Annotated in this window: 15 protein-coding genes; 11 read left to right on the forward strand and 4 right to left on the reverse strand. The window is 63.1% G+C overall.

What is annotated here, in order from left to right; genetic code table 11:
• Positions 1-111: 111 nt before the first annotated feature.
• Positions 112-3,639 carry a transcription-repair coupling factor gene (mfd, locus tag HA399_RS04300; RefSeq protein ID WP_404326177.1) on the reverse strand — a complete coding sequence of 1,176 codons (3,528 nt, stop codon included), beginning with the start codon at positions 3,637-3,639 and terminating at the stop codon, positions 112-114.
• Positions 3,640-4,194: 555 nt separating this feature from the next.
• Here mfd and HA399_RS04305 point away from each other — a divergent pair.
• The 11 genes from HA399_RS04305 to HA399_RS04355 all read left to right on the forward strand — a co-directional run bounded on the left by HA399_RS04305 (position 4,195) and on the right by HA399_RS04355 (position 15,434).
• Positions 4,195-5,643, forward strand: coding sequence for a glyceraldehyde-3-phosphate dehydrogenase (locus HA399_RS04305; protein WP_043331922.1), 1,449 nt, complete (start codon positions 4,195-4,197; stop codon positions 5,641-5,643).
• A 341-nt stretch (positions 5,644-5,984) separates the two neighbouring features.
• The gene (locus HA399_RS04310; RefSeq protein WP_054555019.1) at positions 5,985-7,334 is read left to right on the forward strand and encodes a Na(+)-translocating NADH-quinone reductase subunit A; all 1,350 of its coding nucleotides are present in this window, start codon (positions 5,985-5,987) and stop codon (positions 7,332-7,334) included.
• The gene (locus HA399_RS04315) at positions 7,334-8,566 is read left to right on the forward strand and encodes an NADH:ubiquinone reductase (Na(+)-transporting) subunit B (RefSeq protein ID WP_043331920.1); all 1,233 of its coding nucleotides are present in this window, start codon (positions 7,334-7,336) and stop codon (positions 8,564-8,566) included. The genes HA399_RS04310 and HA399_RS04315 overlap by 1 nt, the downstream gene beginning before the upstream one ends.
• Before the next feature lies 1 nt (position 8,567).
• Positions 8,568-9,350 (forward strand): Na(+)-translocating NADH-quinone reductase subunit C, encoded by a 783-nt coding sequence (locus HA399_RS04320; protein WP_153635247.1) that lies wholly within the window; start codon positions 8,568-8,570, stop codon positions 9,348-9,350.
• Between the two features lie 2 nt (positions 9,351-9,352).
• On the forward strand, positions 9,353-10,021 hold the full coding sequence (locus HA399_RS04325; protein WP_043331917.1) for an NADH:ubiquinone reductase (Na(+)-transporting) subunit D: 669 nt from the start codon (positions 9,353-9,355) through the stop codon (positions 10,019-10,021).
• A 1-nt stretch (position 10,022) separates the two neighbouring features.
• Positions 10,023-10,643, forward strand: coding sequence for an NADH:ubiquinone reductase (Na(+)-transporting) subunit E (nqrE, locus tag HA399_RS04330; RefSeq protein ID WP_043331916.1), 621 nt, complete (start codon positions 10,023-10,025; stop codon positions 10,641-10,643).
• Positions 10,644-10,668: 25 nt separating this feature from the next.
• Entirely contained in the window at positions 10,669-11,901 is a 1,233-nt protein-coding gene (gene nqrF, locus HA399_RS04335; RefSeq protein WP_043331915.1) for an NADH:ubiquinone reductase (Na(+)-transporting) subunit F, read from the forward strand.
• Between the two features lie 3 nt (positions 11,902-11,904).
• Complete coding sequence (locus HA399_RS04340) at positions 11,905-12,978, forward strand: FAD:protein FMN transferase (RefSeq protein WP_404326179.1); 1,074 nt, start codon at positions 11,905-11,907, stop codon at positions 12,976-12,978.
• Positions 12,979-13,196: 218 nt separating this feature from the next.
• On the forward strand, positions 13,197-13,448 hold the full coding sequence (nqrM, locus tag HA399_RS04345; RefSeq protein WP_043331913.1) for a (Na+)-NQR maturation NqrM: 252 nt from the start codon (positions 13,197-13,199) through the stop codon (positions 13,446-13,448).
• A gap of 132 nt (positions 13,449-13,580) precedes the next feature.
• Positions 13,581-14,972, forward strand: coding sequence for a Si-specific NAD(P)(+) transhydrogenase (sthA, locus tag HA399_RS04350; protein ID WP_404326180.1), 1,392 nt, complete (start codon positions 13,581-13,583; stop codon positions 14,970-14,972).
• A gap of 129 nt (positions 14,973-15,101) precedes the next feature.
• Positions 15,102-15,434 (forward strand): YrhK family protein, encoded by a 333-nt coding sequence (locus HA399_RS04355; protein ID WP_404326181.1) that lies wholly within the window; start codon positions 15,102-15,104, stop codon positions 15,432-15,434.
• A 73-nt stretch (positions 15,435-15,507) separates the two neighbouring features.
• Here the strand turns inward: HA399_RS04355 and HA399_RS04360 are convergent, their stop codons facing one another.
• The 3 genes from HA399_RS04360 to HA399_RS04370 all read right to left on the reverse strand — a co-directional run bounded on the left by HA399_RS04360 (position 15,508) and on the right by HA399_RS04370 (position 18,652).
• Positions 15,508-16,377 carry a DNA replication terminus site-binding protein gene (locus tag HA399_RS04360; RefSeq protein WP_043331911.1) on the reverse strand — a complete coding sequence of 290 codons (870 nt, stop codon included), beginning with the start codon at positions 16,375-16,377 and terminating at the stop codon, positions 15,508-15,510.
• A 293-nt stretch (positions 16,378-16,670) separates the two neighbouring features.
• Entirely contained in the window at positions 16,671-17,591 is a 921-nt protein-coding gene (locus tag HA399_RS04365; protein WP_054555016.1) for a carbon-nitrogen hydrolase, read from the reverse strand.
• On the reverse strand, positions 17,591-18,652 hold the full coding sequence (locus tag HA399_RS04370) for an agmatine/peptidylarginine deiminase (RefSeq protein ID WP_107335343.1): 1,062 nt from the start codon (positions 18,650-18,652) through the stop codon (positions 17,591-17,593). Before HA399_RS04370 ends, HA399_RS04365 begins: the two co-directional genes overlap by 1 nt.
• Positions 18,653-18,687: the final 35 nt, after the last annotated feature.

Consider the following 18,687-nt stretch of genomic DNA (forward strand, 5'->3'; position numbering starts at 1 on the left):
AAAACGGCCTGCATCCGCGATGCAGGCCGTTTTCATTTTTCGTTCAAGCTCACGCTCACGCTCAAGTTCATGCCCAAGTTCGAACCCAGGCGCCTGGCAGCGCAGGGCGCGTCAGGCCGCCTTGGTCTTGGCGTTGAGCAGGTCCAGCAAGGTCTCGCAGAAGCTGAAGCGCGCCTCGGCGTCGTCCATGTCGGTGGCGAAACGCAGCGTGTCGGCACCTTCCAGCTTGTAGACATCCGACTGGCGCTGGATCAGGTTGACCAGCGTCAGCGGATCGACCGGCGTCTGGGCGCCGAAGATGATGCGACCACGTCCGGTGCCGGCCTCCAGCTTGATGATGCCCAATGCCTGGGCGCGCTGGCGCAGCTGGGTCTGGCGGAACAGCGTCTTGACCGGCTCCGGCAGCAGGCCGAAGCGGTCGATCATCTCGACCTGCAGTTCGCGCAGGTCGCTTGCGTTCTCGGCGTTGCTGATGCGCTTGTACATCATCAGGCGTTGCTGGACGTCGTGCAGATAATCGGCCGGAATCAGTGCCGGCAGATTCAGGCTGACCTCGACGCCTTCATCCAGCGGCGACTCGATATTGGGCGTCTTGCCCGCCTTGATGGCCTTCACGGCGCGATCGAGCATCTCCATGTACAGCGAGTAGCCGATGGTTTCCATCTGGCCGGACTGCTCGTCACCCAACAGCTCACCCGCGCCGCGGATCTCCATGTCATGGGAGGCCAGCGTGAAGCCTGCACCGAGGTCCTGGGATTCGCTGATCGCTTCCAGGCGCTTGACCGCATCGCGGGTCATCGCCTTGGGGTGCGGGGTCAGCAGGTAGGCGTAGGCCTGGTGATGCGAGCGCCCGACGCGGCCACGCAGCTGGTGCAGCTGGGCCAGGCCGAACTTGTCGGCGCGCTCGATGATGATGGTGTTGGCGCTCGGGATGTCGATGCCGGTCTCGATGATGGTCGAGCACACCAGCACGTTGAAGCGCTTGTGATAGAAGTCCGACATGCGCCGCTCCAGGCTGCGTTCCGGCAGCTGGCCGTGGGCGACGCCGACATTGGCCTCCGGCACCAGCTCCGCGATGCGCGCGGCGCTCTCCTCGATGGTCTTGACCTCATTGTGCAGCACGTAGACCTGCCCGCCGCGCAGCAGCTCGCGCAGGATGGCTTCCTTGACCACGCCGTCGTTGCGCTGCTGGACGAAGGTCTTCACCGACAGGCGGCGCGCCGGTGGCGTGGCGATGATGGACAGGTCGCGGATGCCGCTCATCGCCATGTTCAGCGTGCGCGGAATCGGCGTGGCGGTCAGGGTCAGGATGTCGACCTCGGCGCGCAGGCTCTTGAGGCGCTCCTTCTGGGAGACGCCGAAGCGGTGCTCCTCATCGATGATCAGCAGCCCCATGTTTGGCAGCTCCAGCGATTTGGAGAGCAGCTTGTGAGTGCCGATCACGATATCGGCCTGGCCGTTCCTGATGCGCTCGAGCGAGGCTTCCTGGCCCTTGCCGCTGGTGAAGCGCGACAGCAGGGCGATCTCCACCGCGGTGTCGGCGAAGCGATCGCGGAAGTTGTCGTAGTGCTGCTGGGCGAGCAGGGTGGTGGGCACCAGCACCACCACCTGACGGCCGGAGTTGACGGCGAGGAAGGCGGCGCGCATCGCGACCTCGGTCTTGCCGAAGCCGACATCGCCACATACCACGCGGTCCATCGGCTGGGGCGCGCACATGTCCTGGATCACCGCGCCGATGGTCTGCGCCTGGTCCGGCGTTTCCTCGAAGGGGAAGCTGGCCGCGAAGCGTGCGTAATCCTCGGCGGGGAAGTCGCAGGCATGGCCGACACGCGCCTCGCGGCGTGCATAGACATCCAGCAGCTCGGCGGCGGTATCGCGAATCTTCTCGGCGGCCTTGCGCTTGGCCTTCTCCCACTGCTCGGAGCCCAGCTTGTGCAGCGGCGCCAGCTCGTCACTGGCCCCGGAATAGCGCGAGATCAGATGCAGGCTGTCCACCGGCACGTAGAGCTTGGCGCCATCGGCGTATTCGAGCGCGAGGAACTCGGCCTCCTGCCCCCCGGCGTTGATGGTCTCCAGCCCCAGATAGCGGCCGACGCCGTGGGTGTGGTGTACCACCGGCGCACCTTCACGCAGCTCCGAGAGGTGGCGCACGGCCAGCTCGTTGTCATCGGTGGCGCGCGCCTGGCGGCGGCTCTGACGTACCACTTCGCCGTAGAGCTCGGTCTCGGTGATGACCACCAGCCCCTTGTGGCTGTCGGTGTCATCGCTGGACAGCGCATCTTCTGTCTGCGCGCTGGCCACCCAGGTGCCATGCGTCAGGCCACCGACGGTCAGGCCGACGGCGGCTGGGCTATCCACGAAGTGCTCGAAGCTTGCGAAGTCATCCAGGCTGCGCAGCCCGAAGCCGCGCAGCAGCGGGGTGAGCTGCTCCTCGACGACTTCGCGGCGGCCCTGGGTCTCGGCGACGAACAGCACACGCTGGGCATGTTCGCCGTTCAGGCGTTGTTTCAGGAAGCTGGCCAGGGCCTGGGTCGGGTCGGCGCTGCGCGCATCGATGGCCAGGCTTGGCAGTGTCTGGTGGCCGAACTCGATGGCGTGGGCATTGGGCTCACGCACCAGCTCGATGCGCTCGTGCTGCTTGATCAGGCCCAGCAGCTCATTGACCGGCACGAAGGCGCGGTGCGGTGGCAGCAGCGGGCGTGTCGGGTCGACGCCCAGATTGGCGTAGCGGGTGGTGATGGCGTCCCAGTGGCTCTCGGCCGCCTCGCGCACGCCGGGCAGCATGGCGATGCGCAGCTCGTCGCCCATGTGATCGAAGAGCGTCGCGGTATCGTCGAAGAACAGTGGCAAGTACTGCTCGAGCCCCGGCGAGGGAATGCCCTTGATGGCGTCGTTGTAGAGAATGCACTGGCGCGGGTCGACATCGAACAGCGTCTCGAAACCCTCGCGGAAGCAGGCGATGGCGCCACGCGTCAGCGGGTATTCATGCGCAGGCAGAATCTCGATCGCCTCGACCTTGTCGCCACTGCGCTGGGTGTCAGGGTCGAAGGCACGCAGGGTGTCGATCTCGTCATCGAACAGGTCGATGCGCAGCGGCTGCTCGCTGCCCATGGGGAACAGGTCGATCAATGCGCCGCGCAGGGCGTATTCGCCCGGCTCGTAGACCGTCTCCACCGCGCGGTAACCGGCTCGCGACAGGCGTGAGCGGAAGTCCTCGCGATTGAGGATGTCGCCCTTGGCGAGACTGAAGACCTGGCCTGCGATGTAATCCACTGGCGCGAGGCGCTGCATCAGGGTGTTGACCGGCACCGGCACGATGGCGCGGCGGCTGGTCTGCAGGGTGCGCAGGGTGCGCAGACGCTCCGAGACGATGTCCTGGTGCGGCGAGAAGCTGTCGTAGGGCAGCGTTTCCCAATCGGGGAAGGGTAGCAGGCGCTCGGGATGGCGCGTATAGAAGCGCAGGTCGGCTTCCAGGCGCTGGGCGCTGGCGGTGTCCGGGGTGATGACCATCAGCGGCGCTTCATCGGCATCGGCCAGGCGCGCCAGCGCCAGCGCCGCGGCGCTGGGGTCATTGAGCATCCAGAAGGTGGTTTCGCGGCGCGAGCGCGGCAACGGGGGCGTCAGCGGAGTCTCGAACATGGGCTCTGGTGTCTTGTGTCCTGGGCTTGGGCGCAACGCCTTGCGGCGTTCACGGCACGGGATGACGTCACGGGCAGGGCCCGAGTGAATAAGGTGCTGGGTCAGTCGCTCGCGGTGAGCGGCCCACACATGCAGATGACGCTGAGCGACTCATGGGCGCAAGGCAGTCTATTGAGTGCACGGCACATTGGTGAGCGCACGGCACACTCAGGAGAGCAACAAGGCAGGCGCGCTTCAACGCAAGCTGTCGCAGCGCAAGGGGCTGCAACGTCAGTCGCCGCCATGAAAGGAGTCGCGCTTGATCATAGCAAGTCAGTCGCTATATGGGGGCAAGTGATGCGCTTTTCAGCACCGTGGACACAGATGGCCGAGCGCGGGATGGGGGAAACGCTTTTGTAGTCAAATCGTTGATTCTGTAGCACTACTACCCTGCGTGCGACCATCCTTTCATTGTGGTGCATAGCCGCGTTACGCATACTCAGCTGGCCTTGTCCGGCGTCGCCAAGCGCTCGGTGACGACCATCATTATTTGCCCGCACGTGAGAGGATGCACCCGTGAGCCAAGAGAATCTCGAAGCCTGTTTCAAGCAGTGGCAGGACAATGAAGCCCTCGCGGAGCAGATGATCCCGCTGTTGGGAGATCTCTACCGCCGCTTCAACGTCGTGCCCTCCATCTACGGGCGTTCGCTGATCAATCGCTCGATGGTGCGCATCCTCAAGAACCACCGTTGGGTGCGCAAGGCCGAAGGCGTCGAGCTGTCAGTGGAAGACACCTTCCCGCTGGTGCGCGCCATGATCGAGCTCAACCTGGGCCCGGCCCACGTGGACATCGGCAAGCTGGCCGTCGCCTTCAAGCGCTCTGACGAGACGGACATCACCGCCTTCCTCAAGCGTGAGCTGGCCGACATCGTCGGTGGCTACGTCGAAGGCGGCATGGGCGGCGACCCGAAGGATGTCGTCCTGTATGGCTTCGGGCGTATCGGTCGCCTGTTGGCGCGCATCATGATCGAGAAGGCTGGCGGCGGTAACCTGCTGCGTCTGCGCGCCATCGTGGTGCGTGGCAGCAAGGATGACTTGGAAAAGCGGGCCAGCCTGCTGCGTCGCGACTCGGTGCACGGCCCCTTCGAGGGCAGCATCACCGTCGATGAAGAAAACTCGGCGCTGATCGTCAACGGCAACTACATCAAGATCATCTACGCCAACTCGCCCACCGAGATCGATTACACCGCACACGGCATCGACAACGCCATCGTGGTCGACAACACCGGCAAGTGGCGTGACGAAGCGGGCCTGGGTCAGCACCTGGAGTGCAAGGGCGTGGCCAAGGTGCTGCTGACGGCACCGGGCAAGGGCGATCTGAAGAACATCGTCTACGGCGTCAACCACACCGACATCAGCGATGATGACCGCATCATCTCCGCGGCCTCCTGTACCACCAACGCCATCGTGCCGGTGCTGAAGGTGCTGCACGACGAGTACGGTGTCAGCCAGGGTCACGTCGAGACGGTGCACTCCTACACCAACGACCAGAACCTGATCGACAACTTCCACAGTGGTGATCGTCGTGGCCGTGCCGCGGCCCTCAACATGGTGTTGACCGAGACCGGTGCCGCCAAGGCCGTCGCCAAGGCGCTGCCGGAGCTTTCCGGCAAGCTGACCGGCAACGCGATCCGCGTGCCGACGCCCAATGTCTCGATGGCGATCCTCAACCTGACCCTGAACACCGCAAGCGACGCTGAGCGCATGAACGACTTCCTGCGCACCGCCTCGCTGCATTCCTCGCTGCAGAAGCAGATCGACTACGTCGATTCCTGTGAAGTGGTGTCCTCGGACTTCGTCGGCAACCGCCATTCCGGCATCGTCGATGGCCAGGCGACCATCGTCACCGACAAGCAGGCCGTCGTGTACGTGTGGTACGACAACGAGTTTGGTTACAGCTGTCAGGTGGTGCGTATTCTGCAGCACATGTCCAACGTGCGTTTCAGCTACTTCCCGACGCGCTGAGTCAATGCGCCGCGTCTGTGGCGTGACTTGTGAAAAATTGAAATAAATACCTGCTGTTACAACGCCCCTGCCCTCAATGATGGCGGGGGCGTTGGCGTTTTCGGCGTGTGCACCACTTTAGTGTCGTATGGTCTTTCCGGTCTCGCATCTTTATAATGAGCCGGATTTTTTTGGGCCGGTCCAATCTCTGGGCTACACCTCCAACCGTCTGATAAGAAAAGCATTCACATTGCCTGATACGCGAAAATCGCGAGGTTGCCTGGTCAATTATCGGCCTCGAGGCGTATCTACGATGGGTGATCTTTCCTGAACAACATCAGATCCGACAATTGGGCGAGTCTATGATCGAAGTCAAACGTGGCCTGGATCTCCCCATCGCCGGGGCGCCGGAGCAGCGTATCGAGGATGCGCAGCCCGTTCGTCGCGTAGCGATCCTGGGTGTTGACTACGTCGGCATGAAGCCGACGATGGAAGTCCGTGAAGGGGACAAGGTGAAGCAGGGGCAACTCCTGTTCACTGACAAGAAGACCCCGGGCGTCCGTTACACCGCGCCTGCTGCCGGTACTGTGGTCGAGATCAATCGTGGCGAGAAGCGCAAGCTTCTGTCCGTGGTCATCGAGATCGACGCGCAGGGCGAAGCTGTGGAATTCACTGCACATGGCGACGCCGCCATTGCAGGTCTCGAACGTCAGGTCGTGGTCGACCAGCTGGTCGAGTCCGGCCTGTGGACGGCGCTGCGTACCCGCCCGTTCTCGCGCGTGCCGGCGCTGGATGCCAAGCCGGCAGCCATCTTCGTCACCGCCATCGATACCCATCCGCTGTCCGCGGATCCGGCCGTGGTGCTCAAGGGCCAGGAAGCCGCTTTCCGTCAGGGTCTCGTCGCACTGACGCGTCTGACCGAAGGCAAGGTGTTCCTGTGCCAGGCACCGGGTGCTGATATCCCGGGTGGCGACGTCTCCGGTGTGGTCAGCGAGTCCTTCAAGGGCCCGCACCCGGCGGGTCTGCCGGGCACGCACATCCATCACCTCGCACCGGTCAGCCTGCAGCGTCAGGTTTGGCATGTCGGTTATCAGGATGTGGTCGCCATCGGTACGCTGCTGGCGGAAGGTCGCCTGGACACCACGCGCGTCATCGCCGTCGGTGGCCCGCGTGCCACCAAGCCGCGTCTGCTGCGCACCCGTCTGGGCGCCAGCACCGAAGAGCTGCTCAAGGGCGAAGTCGAGCAGCCGGAAGACACGCGTGTCATCTCCGGTTCGGTGTTCTCCGGCCTGACCTGTGAAGGGGCGCTGCGTTTCGTCAGCCGCTACCACAATCAGGTGAGCCTGCTCGAGGAAGGCAACAAGCGTGCCTTCATGGGCTGGCTGTCGATGGGCGCCAAGCGTCACTCGGTGCTGGGTATCTACCTGTCGAAGCTGACCGGTCTGACCGACTACCGCCCGAACACCTCCACCAACGGCTCCGAGCGTGCCATGGTGCCTGTGGGCGCGTACGAGGCGGTCATGCCGCTGGACATTCTGCCGACGCAGCTGCTGCGTTCGCTGATCGTGGGTGATATCGAGACCGGCATGCAGCTTGGCTGCCTGGAGCTTGATGAAGAGGACCTCGCGCTGTGCACCTACGTGTGCCCGGGCAAGTACGAGTACGGTCCCATCCTGCGTGACAACCTCACCACGATCGAGAAAGAGGTCTGATGATGGGCATTCGACAGACTCTGGATAACCTGGAGCCGCACTTCCACAAAGGTGGCAAGTACGAGAAGTTCTACGCGCTCTACGAAGCCGTGGACACCATTTTCTATGCGCCGGCGAGCGTCACGCGCAGCACCACCCACGTGCGTGATGGCATCGACCTGAAGCGCATCATGATCACGGTCTGGATGTGTACCTTCCCGGCCATGTTCTTCGGCATGTACAACGCCGGTCTGCAGGCCAACGAGGCCATCGCTGGCGGTTACAGCGCACTGGGCGGCTGGCGTGAAGCCATCGTCATGCTGCTGGCGGGCAGCCACGATGCCGGCAGCGTGTGGGCCAACTTCATTCTGGGGGCCACCTACTTCCTGCCCATCTATCTGGTGACCTTCGCGGTCGGCGGGTTCTGGGAAGTGCTGTTCGCGATGCGTCGCGGCCACGAGGTCAACGAAGGCTTCTTCGTCACCTCGGTGCTGTTCGCCCTGACACTGCCGGCGACCATTCCGCTGTGGCAGGTCGCGCTCGGTATCACCTTCGGTGTGGTGATCGGCAAGGAGGTCTTCGGCGGTACCGGCAAGAACTTCCTCAACCCGGCACTGTCCGGCCGTGCCTTCCTGTACTTCGCCTACCCGGCCAGCATTTCCGGCGACGCGGTATGGGTGCCGGCAGACGGCTTCACCGGTGCGACCGCGCTCTCCACTGCCGCGCAGGACGGCATGGGTGCCCTGATGCAGCAGATGAGCTGGACCGACGCCTTCCTCGGCTTCATTCCGGGCTCGGTGGGTGAGGTCTCCACACTGGCGATCTTCCTCGGTGCCGCAGTGTTGCTGTGGACGCGTATCGCCTCGTGGCGAATCATGCTGGGCGTCCTGCTGGGCATGATCGCGACCTCGGCGCTGTTCAATGCCATCGGCAGCGACACCAATGCCATGTTCGAGATGCCGTGGTACTGGCACATGGTCATCGGCGGCTTCGCCTTCGGTATGGTCTTCATGGCCACCGACCCGGTCTCCGCGTCCATGACCAACAAGGGCAAGCTGGTATTCGGTGCACTGATCGGCGTGATGACCGTGCTGATCCGTGTCGCCAACCCGGCCTTCCCGGAGGGCATCATGCTGGCGATCCTGTTCGCCAACCTGTTCGCTCCGCTGATCGACCACTTCGTCGTGCAGGCCAACATCAAGCGCCGCGTCAAGCGCGAGACTGCCGGCATCGCGAACGAGGAGACCGTCTGACATGGCCAGCAACAACTCCATCAAGAAAACCCTCGGCGTCGCGCTCGGGCTGTGTATCGTCTGCTCGGTGGTGGTTTCCACCGCAGCGGTCGTGCTGCGTCCGATGCAGCTGACCAATGCCGAGCTGGACCGCAAGAGCAACATCCTCGCGGTCGCCGAGCTGCTGCAGCCAGGTGAGGACATCGGTCAGCAGTTCCGTGACAAGGTCACCGCCAAGGTGGTGGACCTGGATTCCGGTGAATACGTCGACGACATCGACCCGGAGAAGTACGACCAGGCCAAGATGTCCAAGGACCCGGCCACCTCACGCACCCTGTCTGGCGACGAAGACCTGCCGGGCATCAAGCGTCGTGAGCAGTACTCCGTGGTCTATCTGGTCGGCGATGTCGAGCAGCCGGATGAGATCATCGTCCCGGTGCGCGGCAACGGCCTGTGGTCAATGATGTACGGCTACCTGGCACTGAAGGGTGACGGCAACACCGTGGTCGGTCTCTCCTTCTACCAGCAGGGCGAAACTCCGGGGCTTGGCGGCGAAGTCGACAACCCGAAGTGGAAGGCCCAGTGGGATGGCAAGAAGATCTATCCCGAAGGCAGCATGGACCCGGAAGTGCACCTGAAGAAGGGCGGCGTGAATCCGTCTTCTCCGGATGCCAAGTACCAGGTCGATGCGCTGTCAGGGGCTACCCTGACCAGCAACGGCGTGACCAACCTGTTGCAGTTCTGGATGGGTGAGAATGGCTTCGCCAAGTACCTGACCCAGTTCCGTGACGTCAAAGGAGCGTAATGATGGCAGCCGAAACTCCTAAAGGTGTCCTGACGACGCCGATCTTCAAGAACAACCCCATCGCGCTGCAGATCCTCGGTATCTGCTCCGCGCTGGCGGTGACCAACTCGATGAACACCGCCCTGATCATGGGTATCGCGGTGTGCCTGGTGACAGCGTTCTCCAGCATGTTCATCTCGTTGATCCGCAATCACATCCCGTCGTCCATCCGCATCATCGTGCAGATGACGATCATTGCCTCGCTGGTCATCGTGGTCGACCAGTCGCTGAAAGCCTTCGCCTTCGAGACGTCCAAGCAGCTGTCGGTCTTCGTCGGTCTGATCATCACCAACTGCATCGTCATGGGTCGCGCTGAAGCCTACGCCATGCAGAATGGCCCGACGATGAGCTTCATCGACGGTATCGGCAATGGTCTCGGCTACACCGTGATCCTGCTGGTGGTCGGCTTCGTGCGTGAGCTGTTCGGTTCCGGCTCCCTGTTCGGCGTGACCATCCTGCAGACCGTCAACGACGGTGGCTGGTACATCCCGAACGGCCTGATGCTGCTGCCGCCGTCCGCGTTCTTCGTCATCGGTTTGTTCATCTGGGTGCTGCGCAGCATCTACCCGGAGCAGGTCGAGAAGGCGGAGTACAAGATTACCGCCAACACCAAGATCAAGGAGGCTGTGTAACATGTTCGAACACTATCTGAGCCTGTTCATCAAGGCCGTGTTCGTCGAGAACATGGCACTGGCCTTCTTCCTGGGTATGTGTACCTTCCTGGCGGTGTCCAAGAAGATCCAGTCCGCGATCGGTCTGGGCGTGGCCGTCATCGTCGTGCTGGCGGTGACCGTTCCGGTCAACAACCTGATCCTGAACTACCTGCTGCGTGAAGGCGCACTGACCTGGACGGGTCTGGAAGGGGCGGAGAGCATCGACCTGTCCTTCCTGGGCTACCTGTCCTACATCGGCGTCATCGCGGCGATCGTCCAGATCCTCGAGATGTTCCTCGACAAGTTCGTGCCGGCGCTCTACAACGCGCTGGGCGTGTTCCTGCCGCTGATCACGGTCAACTGCGCCATCCTCGGTGCGGCCCTGTTCATGGTGCAGCGTGACTACACCTTCGGTGAGTCCGTCATCTATGGCGTGGGTGCCGGCTTCGGTTGGGCACTGGCCATCGCTGCACTGGCCGGTATCCGCGAGAAGCTCAAGTACTCTGACGTGCCGGCTGGCCTGCAGGGTCTGGGCATCACCTTCATCACCGTTGGCCTGATGTCGCTGGGCTTCATGTCCTTCTCCGGCGTCCAGCTGTAACGCAACCGAGCATAAGGAAATCGAAATGGTAGATACCTCCATCATCGTGCTCGGCGTCGTCATGTTCACCGTGGTCGTTATCGGCCTGGTGCTCGTGATTCTCGCGGCACGCAGCAAGCTGGTCTCGAGTGGTGACGTCCAGATCGAGATCAACAACGACCCCGCCAACACCCTGACGACCCAGGCCGGCGGCAAGCTGCTGCAGACCCTGGCCGCCAACGGCATCTTCCTGTCCTCCGCCTGTGGTGGCGGTGGCTCCTGTGCCCAGTGCAAGTGCCGGATCTCGGAAGGCGGCGGTTCCATCCTGCCGACCGAAGAATCCCACTTCACCATGGGTGAGAAGAAGGAAGGCTGGCGCCTGTCGTGCCAGGTCCCGGTCAAGCAGGACATGAAGATCGAAGTGCCGGAAGAGATCTTCGGCGTGAAGAAGTGGGAAACCACTGTCACCGCCAACCCGAACGTCGCGACCTTCATCAAGGAGCTGAACCTGCAGCTGCCGGAAGGCGAGGAAGTCAACTTCCGCGCCGGTGGTTACGTGCAGCTGGAAGCGCCGGCCTACGACATCAAGTTCTCCGACTTCGACATTGAAGAAGAGTATCGTGGTGACTGGGAGAAGTTCGGTCTGTTCAACGTTCAGCACAAGAACGAAGAGCCGGTCATCCGCGCTTACTCCATGGCGAACTATCCGGAAGAGTACGGCATCCTGAAGTTCAACATCCGTATCGCCACTCCGCCGCCGAATTCCCAGCATCCGCCGGGTCTGATGTCCACCTACGTCTTCTCTCTGAAGCCGGGTGACAAGGTGACCGTGATGGGGCCGTTCGGTGAGTTCTTCGCCAAGGACACCGACGCCGAGATGGTCTTCATCGGTGGTGGTGCCGGCATGGCGCCGATGCGCAGCCATATCTTCGATCAGCTCAAGCGTCTGAATTCCAAGCGCAAGATGTCGTTCTGGTACGGTGCGCGCTCCATGCGCGAGTCGTTCTACAACGAGGAATACGACAAGCTGGCCGAAGAGAATGAGAACTTCGAATGGCACCTGGCGCTGTCCGATCCGCAGCCTGAGGACAACTGGGAAGGCCCGACGGGCTTCATCCACAATGTCCTGTACGAAAACTACCTCAAGGACCACCCGGCGCCTGAGGATTGCGAGTACTACATGTGCGGGCCGCCCATGATGAACGCCGCCGTCGTCAAGATGCTTACCGACATGGGTGTAGAGCCGGAGAACATCCTGCTCGATGACTTCGGTGGTTGATCGATGATGTCACGCGTCGCAAGACGACTGGCAGGGCCGGCCCTCATGGGGCTGGCCCTGCTGGTTGCAGGCTGTGAAAATTCCAGCAACCCTGAGTTGCATCGCTTCGCCGGCCCCATCTTCGGCACCGGGTTCCATGTCACGGTGGCTGCGGACCTGGACGCCGATGAGGTGGCGTCGCTCAAGCAGGCGAGTCTCGAGGCGCTCGACAAGGTCGACTGGCAGATGTCGACCTACAAGGACGCCTCGGAGCTCTCGAAGCTCAATCAGGCGCCGCTGGATACGCCGATCACGCTGTCGGATGGCCTGGCGCAGGTGCTGGCCGAAGCGCAGGATATCGGCAAGCGCTCCGACGGGGCCTTCGATATCACCGTCGGCCCGGCCGTCAATCTGTGGGGCTTCGGCCCGGATGAGCGTCTCGACAAGGCGCCGAGCGATGAACAGATCGCGCAGGCGCTCGAGAAGGTCGATCATCTGGCGCTGGAGCTCGATGGCAATACGGTGATCAAGCGCAAGCCGGTGTATGCCGACCTGTCGGGGATCGCCAAGGGTTATGGGGTGGACAGAGTCGCCGATGTGCTCGAGGCCAATGGCATCGAGAACTATCTGGTCGAAGTCGGTGGCGAGATCCGCGTCAAGGGTGAGAAGCCCGGCCACAAGCCGTGGCGTATCGCCATCGAAGCGCCGAAGTCCTTCGAGCGCTCGGTGCAGCGCATCATCGATCCCGGCAATGCCGCGGTTGCCACCTCCGGTGATTACCGCAACTATTTCGAGCAGGACGGCGTACGTTACTCGCACACGATCGATCCGCGTACCGGTCGACCGATCCAGCACAGTCTGGCCTCGGTCACCGTGATCACGCCGGATTGCGCGAGTGCGGACGCCTGGGCCACGGCACTCAACGTGCTGGGCGCCGAGAAGGCAATGACGATCGCAGATCGCGAGAACATTGCCGCCTATTTCATTGTCAAAACGGATGATGGCTTCAAACAGTCCTGGAGTCCGGCATTTGCGCCCTACCTGAAGGACGCGCCGGCGACAGGCGACACGAAGCCCGCAGATGAAGCCGGCGCCTGATACCGGTCTATCGAGAGCCGGTCTGCCGAGAGGCAGCCGGCCGGGCTTTCTCATCTGCCATCTGTCGAGACACGCCTCCGACAGGGTCGGGTGCTTAGATTGCATGGCATCTTCTGGATGCTGTCCTGAATGATCCACAGGATCGACAGGGTGCAAGCTGCGCTGGAGCCGACCCGCGCGAGAGGTTCACAATGGGGCCATGCCCCGGGAGGAATGACATGACGATCTGGTTACTGGTATTCGCCGCGATGTTGCTGCTGATTGGCGTGATGGCCGTCGGTGTCCTGATGGGCCGCAAGCCGATCGCCGGCTCCTGCGGTGGTCTCAACAACCTCGGGCTCAAGGATGGCTGTGACATCTGTGGCGGCAAGGACGAGGAGTGCGAGAAGGAGCAGGATCGCCAGCGTCTGATGGCAGAGAGTGGCGGCAAGCCGGCCAGCGATCTGGCCTACGACGCCGCACGTCGCTGATTTCTGCTCTGATGGCTCAGAGCCCGCCGGCCGCAAGGCCTGCTACCGGCCCTGACATGGCAGTGTCACCGCGAGGTGAGACCGTACGTGTCAGGGCCGGTCTACGAACAATCAAGGAGCAAAGCGAGTCTCATGGCAGTCTATAACTACGATGTCGTCGTGATCGGTACCGGTCCGGCAGGGGAAAGCGCGGCAGTCAACGCGGCCAAGCATGGCAAGCGTGTCGCCGTGATCGAGGCTCAGTCTTCCGTGGGCGGCAACTGCACCCACAAGGGCACCATCCCTTCCAAGGCGCTGCGCCACGCGGTCAAGCAGATCATCGAGTTCAACACCAATCGCATGTTCCGCGATATCGGCGAGCCGCGCTGGTTCTCCTTCCCCAAGGTGCTGGAGCGTTCACGCCGCACCATCGAGCAGCAGGTCGAGATGCGCACGCGCTTCTACGCCCGCAATCGCATCGATGTATTCTTCGGTACCGCGCGCTTCAAGGACGAGCACACCGTCGTGGTACGCGATGCCCATGAAGGGGTCGAGGAGCTGCACGTGGAGAAGGTCGTGATCGCCACCGGCTCGCGTCCCTACCGCCCGGCCGACGTCAACTTCCGCCACCCGCGCATCTACTGCTCCGATACCATCCTGGGGCTATCACACACGCCGCGCACGCTGATCATCTACGGCGCCGGTGTCATCGGCTCCGAGTATGCCTCGATCTTCTCCGGCCTTGGCGTCAAGGTCGACCTGATCGATACGCGTGATCGTCTGCTGTCGTTTTTGGATAACGAGATTTCCGACGCGCTGTCCTATCACCTGCGCAATAACGGCGTGCTGGTGCGTCACAACGAGGAATACGATCGCATCGAGGGCGATGAGTCCGGCGTGGTCGTGCACCTCAAGTCCGGCAAGAAGCTGCGTGCTGACGCCTTCCTGTGGGCCAACGGCCGCACCGGCAACACCGACAGCCTCGGTCTCGAGAATGTCGGCCTGCAGGCCAACGGCCGCGGTCAGCTGACTGTCGATGATCAGTATCGCACCGAGCTGGACCACGTCTATGCGGTGGGTGATGTGATCGGCTGGCCGAGCCTGGCATCCGCCGCCTACGATCAGGGCCGCTTCGCCTCAGCCAACCTGCTGGGGGAAGAGTTCAAGTTCGTCAATGAGGTGCCGACTGGCATCTATACCATCCCCGAGATCAGCTCGGTGGGGCGTGGCGAGTCCGAACTGACCGAGGCGCGCATCCCCTACGAAGTGGGGCAGGCGTTCTTCAAGGACACCGCCCGCGCCCAGATCACCGGCGATACCGTCGGCATGCTCAAGATCCTGTTCCATCGCGATACGCTGGAAATTCTCGGCATCCACTGCTTCGGTGACCAGGCGTCCGAGATCGTGCACATCGGTCAGGCCATCATGCAGCAGAAGGGTGAGGCGAATACCCTCAAGTACTTCGTCAACACCACCTTCAACTACCCGACCATGGCGGAAGCCTACCGGGTCGCGGCCATGAATGGACTCAACCGTCTGTTCTGAGTGGCGCGGGCCTCGCGCCCGCTGACTTGAAGGCACACCACAAGGCCCCGACATCATTGATGTCGGGGCCTTGTGGTTGTCGGGCTCCCGACTGGGAAACCTTGTTGATGAGCCTTGAGGAAATCACGCATGCAGGATGATTTGCAGCAACACGACACTCGCCACTCGGGCACGCAGTCACGCGAGCCACTGCAGGATGATCCGACCTCGGACCTCACGCTGCGGCTGGGCCATGAGGAGCTGATCATCCATCGCCGTTATGAGCTGGCCAGCATCATCAATGAGCTGGTGCTGGGCCTGCTGTTCACGATCGGCAGCGTGTGCTTCTTCTGGGAAGAGTGGATGACACTGGGAATCTGGCTGTTCGTGATCGGCTCGCTGCAGCTGACGCTCAAGCCGGTGATTCGCCTGGCGCGCCGCATGCACCTCAAGCGGATGCCGGAATCGGCGCTGGACCTCTAGCAGGCGGCTTCACGGGCGGTCTGTCTCTTCGGCTCACCGGCTCACCGGCTTTCTGGCTCTCTTGCTCTGGAGATCAGCGATAGCGATGCACGCGCAGACTCTTGAGGAAGGGCGTGTCCTCGATGCGCACGTCGCCGCGGCGGGCGCGGGTGCGCTCGGTGGGCGGCGTCGGGCTTGGCTGGTTGAGAGCGGGCAGGCGCAGGTCATCATGCGGCAGGAACAGCGGCAGTGAGACATTCAGCGCGCGGCGCGTGCGTAGCTCGCCGTCTTCGCGCATCACCGGCTCACGGTAGAACAGGTTGGCGCGCATCAGCGGCGCCTGGGGCTGGATGCGGGCCAGAATCTCATCCGATGGCAAGCCAGCGAGCAGCTTGAGCTGCAGGCGGACGTGCTCGGCCTCGGTATCCAGCTTCATCAGCAAGGCTTCACACTCCGCCACGCTGACGCGCTGGATCGAGCGCCCGGAGCTGTACCAGGCGAAGCGCACCCGCGCCACCGGCGCTTCGGCCACCGGCACCCGCCGCCAGCACTGCTTGAGATGCAGCCGCGCCAGTCCATCGCCCCTCAGGTGCTGATTCAGCCCCGGATGGCGGAAGGGCAGAATCGCCTTCAGCTCGGCCAGTTGGTCGGGATACTTCTCGCGCAGCTCGGCGAAGAGCTCCGCCAGCTGCTCCTTGGCGGCGTTGAGCGCCGCGACGCGCTCGATCACCGTCGGGCCTGCGGCGACCACGCCCAGATAGGGGCGGGTGACTCGGCCGTCCTGGCCATCCTGATACCACACGTCCTGCAACGCCTGGCTGAGCCATTCGCTATCGGCACTGACGCCATCCAGCCGCCAGAGTGGCGAATTCTCTTCTCTGACCGCGGTGATGACCTGATCGGCGGCACTGATCTGCGTATCGAAGGCCGCTTCTATTCTGGCCATCAACTGGTATTCGGGCATGCTCTGCGTCCTGATTGCAGCAAGGGAGACGTGATTTTTTATCGCGTTATCTTGTTTAGCCTAGCGTGACCGGGATGGCAAGTCAGACCATGGCGGCATGCGCGGACAGAAGAAGGGCTGCGAGAGGATGAATCACCCGGAATGGAGTGACGGGATAGGTCGGCTGCGCCGGCGCCGAAAGATCGAAACAGAAGAGGGCGCCACGCTGGGCGCCCTCTTCTGTTTCTGCGGGGGGCTGTGTGATCTCGACAGGGCGCTGTTGTCAGGCCGGCACCTGCAAAAGCCCGATGGGCTCAGCGGTCGCGATAGCGCTCGGTGAGATCACCATAGGCATCGATGCGACGATCGCGCAGGTAAGGCCAGATGCGGCGCACATCTTCGCCGCGCGCCAGGTCCACCTCGACCAGCAGCTCTTCGGGCTCGGTGCCGCCATGCGCCAGCAGCTCGCCCTGGGGGCCGCAGATGAAGCTGCCGCCCCAGAACTGGATGCCTTCGCTGGCAGGCGTCGGGTCCGCTTCGTGACCGACCCGGTTGGCGACGATCACCGGCACGCCATTGGCGACGCCGTGGCTGCGCTGGATCAGGGTCCAGGCATCCTTCTGGCGCGTCTGCTCGGCTTCATCGTCACGCGGGTCCCAGCCGATGGCGGTGGGGTAGAGCAGCATCTCGGCACCGGCCAGCGCCATCAGGCGTGCGCCTTCGGGATACCACTGGTCCCAGCAGACCTGCACGCCCAGACGGCCGACCGAGGTGTCGATGGGCTCGAAGCCGCGGCGCGGGGACTGTGCGCTGGGTGCATCGCCCGGCGTGAAGTAGAACTTCTCATAGAAGCCGGGATCATCCGGAATGTGCATCTTGCGGAAGGTGCCGACCAGGCCAGCGGCCTTGTCGAGCACCACGGCGGTGTTGTGATACACGCCCGCCGCGCGACGCTCGAAGATGGAGCCGACGATCACCAGGCCGAGTTCGGCGGCCAGACCGGCCAGACGCTGGGTGGTCGGACCTTCGAGGGGCTCGGCGAGATCGAAGATCTCGGTGTCTTCGGTCTGGCAGAAGTAGTGGCTGGCATGCAGCTCCTGCAGCATCACCAGCTCAGCGCCATCGGCGGCAAGGCGACGAATGGCGGCTTCGCTGGCCGCCAGGCTTGTGTCCTTGTCGGGCCAGCCCTGTTGCTGGACGACACCGACCTTGAGTGTACGGCGGGAAGCAGTCATCACAGTGCTCCTTGAGAGGTGTTCGAGGTGGCCAGCGTGCCCTTGGGCAGTTGCATGGTCATGCAGTGCAGGCTGCCATGCTGGCGAATCACGGCGCGGCAATCGACCGGAATGATGTCACGCTTGGGGAAGGCGCTGGCGAGGGCCTTGAGGGCGATCATGTCGTGACGATCGGCGTAGGTCGGCACCAGCACGGCCCCGTTGATGATCAGGAAGTTGGCGTAGGTCGCCGGCAGGCGATGGCTGTCGTCCGGATCGAAGCAGGCATCCGGCCACGGCAGCGGCACCAGGAAGTACGGGTCGCCGTTGGCATCGCGCAGGGCTTCAAGCTCGGCTTCCATCGCCTTGAGCGCCGGGTAATGCGGGTCGTCGCGATCATCGCAGCGGACATAGGCGATGGTGCGTGGGTCGCAGAAGCGCGCCAGGGTGTCGACATGGCTGTCGGTGTCATCGCCTTCCAGATGACCATTGGCGAGCCACAGCACGCGTTTGACCCCGAAATCGGCCTTGAGTTGCGCCTCGACCTGGGCGCGGCTCAGGCCGGCATTGCGGTTGTCGTTGAGCAGGCAGGCCTCGGTGGTCAGCAGGGTGCCCTGGCCGTCGCTTTCGATGCCGCCGCCTTCCAGAATGAAGTCACGGCTTTCCACCGGGCTTGCGTAAGCCCCCTGCGCGGCGAGGGCGCGGGTCAGGGCGTTGTCGCGGGCGGCCTCGAACTTGCCGCCCCAGCCGGTGAAGGTGTAGTCGAGCAGCACCGGCTGGCCATCACGTTCGATGGTGATGGGGCCATGGTCGCGCGTCCAGGTGTCATCCAGCGGCGCCACGAAAAGATGCAGGCGCTCGGCGGGCACGCCGAAACCGGCGAAGCGCGCGGCGAGGCGCTCGCGGGTGGCGTCATCGCTGACGCTGATCAGTACGTGCTGATAGCGGCTGATGGCGATCACCATGGCCTCGCAGGTGGCTTCGATGCTCTCGAGCATCTCGCTCCAGTCACTGTGCGGGCTGGGCCAGCTGAGCTGGATGGCGTCCTGCGGGTGCCATTCGGCGAGCAGACGGGTGGCCATGGGCATCTCCCTGATGAAGAGGTAACGATAAAGGC

The organism is Cobetia sp. UIB-001, from assembly GCF_044789135.1.
Lineage (GTDB): Bacteria > Pseudomonadota > Gammaproteobacteria > Pseudomonadales > Halomonadaceae > Cobetia > Cobetia amphilecti.

Coding starts and splice junctions, on each gene's coding strand:
- mfd (WP_404326177.1), bottom strand. CDS start 3,639: ATGTTCGAGACTCCGCTGACGCCCCCGTTGCCGCGCTCGCGCCGCGAA.
- HA399_RS04310 (WP_054555019.1), top strand. CDS start 5,985: ATGATCGAAGTCAAACGTGGCCTGGATCTCCCCATCGCCGGGGCGCCG.
- HA399_RS04315 (WP_043331920.1), top strand. CDS start 7,334: ATGATGGGCATTCGACAGACTCTGGATAACCTGGAGCCGCACTTCCAC.
- HA399_RS04320 (WP_153635247.1), top strand. CDS start 8,568: ATGGCCAGCAACAACTCCATCAAGAAAACCCTCGGCGTCGCGCTCGGG.
- HA399_RS04325 (WP_043331917.1), top strand. CDS start 9,353: ATGGCAGCCGAAACTCCTAAAGGTGTCCTGACGACGCCGATCTTCAAG.
- nqrE (WP_043331916.1), top strand. CDS start 10,023: ATGTTCGAACACTATCTGAGCCTGTTCATCAAGGCCGTGTTCGTCGAG.
- nqrF (WP_043331915.1), top strand. CDS start 10,669: ATGGTAGATACCTCCATCATCGTGCTCGGCGTCGTCATGTTCACCGTG.
- HA399_RS04340 (WP_404326179.1), top strand. CDS start 11,905: ATGATGTCACGCGTCGCAAGACGACTGGCAGGGCCGGCCCTCATGGGG.
- nqrM (WP_043331913.1), top strand. CDS start 13,197: ATGACGATCTGGTTACTGGTATTCGCCGCGATGTTGCTGCTGATTGGC.
- sthA (WP_404326180.1), top strand. CDS start 13,581: ATGGCAGTCTATAACTACGATGTCGTCGTGATCGGTACCGGTCCGGCA.
- HA399_RS04355 (WP_404326181.1), top strand. CDS start 15,102: ATGCAGGATGATTTGCAGCAACACGACACTCGCCACTCGGGCACGCAG.
- HA399_RS04360 (WP_043331911.1), bottom strand. CDS start 16,377: ATGCCCGAATACCAGTTGATGGCCAGAATAGAAGCGGCCTTCGATACG.
- HA399_RS04365 (WP_054555016.1), bottom strand. CDS start 17,591: ATGACTGCTTCCCGCCGTACACTCAAGGTCGGTGTCGTCCAGCAACAG.
- HA399_RS04370 (WP_107335343.1), bottom strand. CDS start 18,652: ATGGCCACCCGTCTGCTCGCCGAATGGCACCCGCAGGACGCCATCCAG.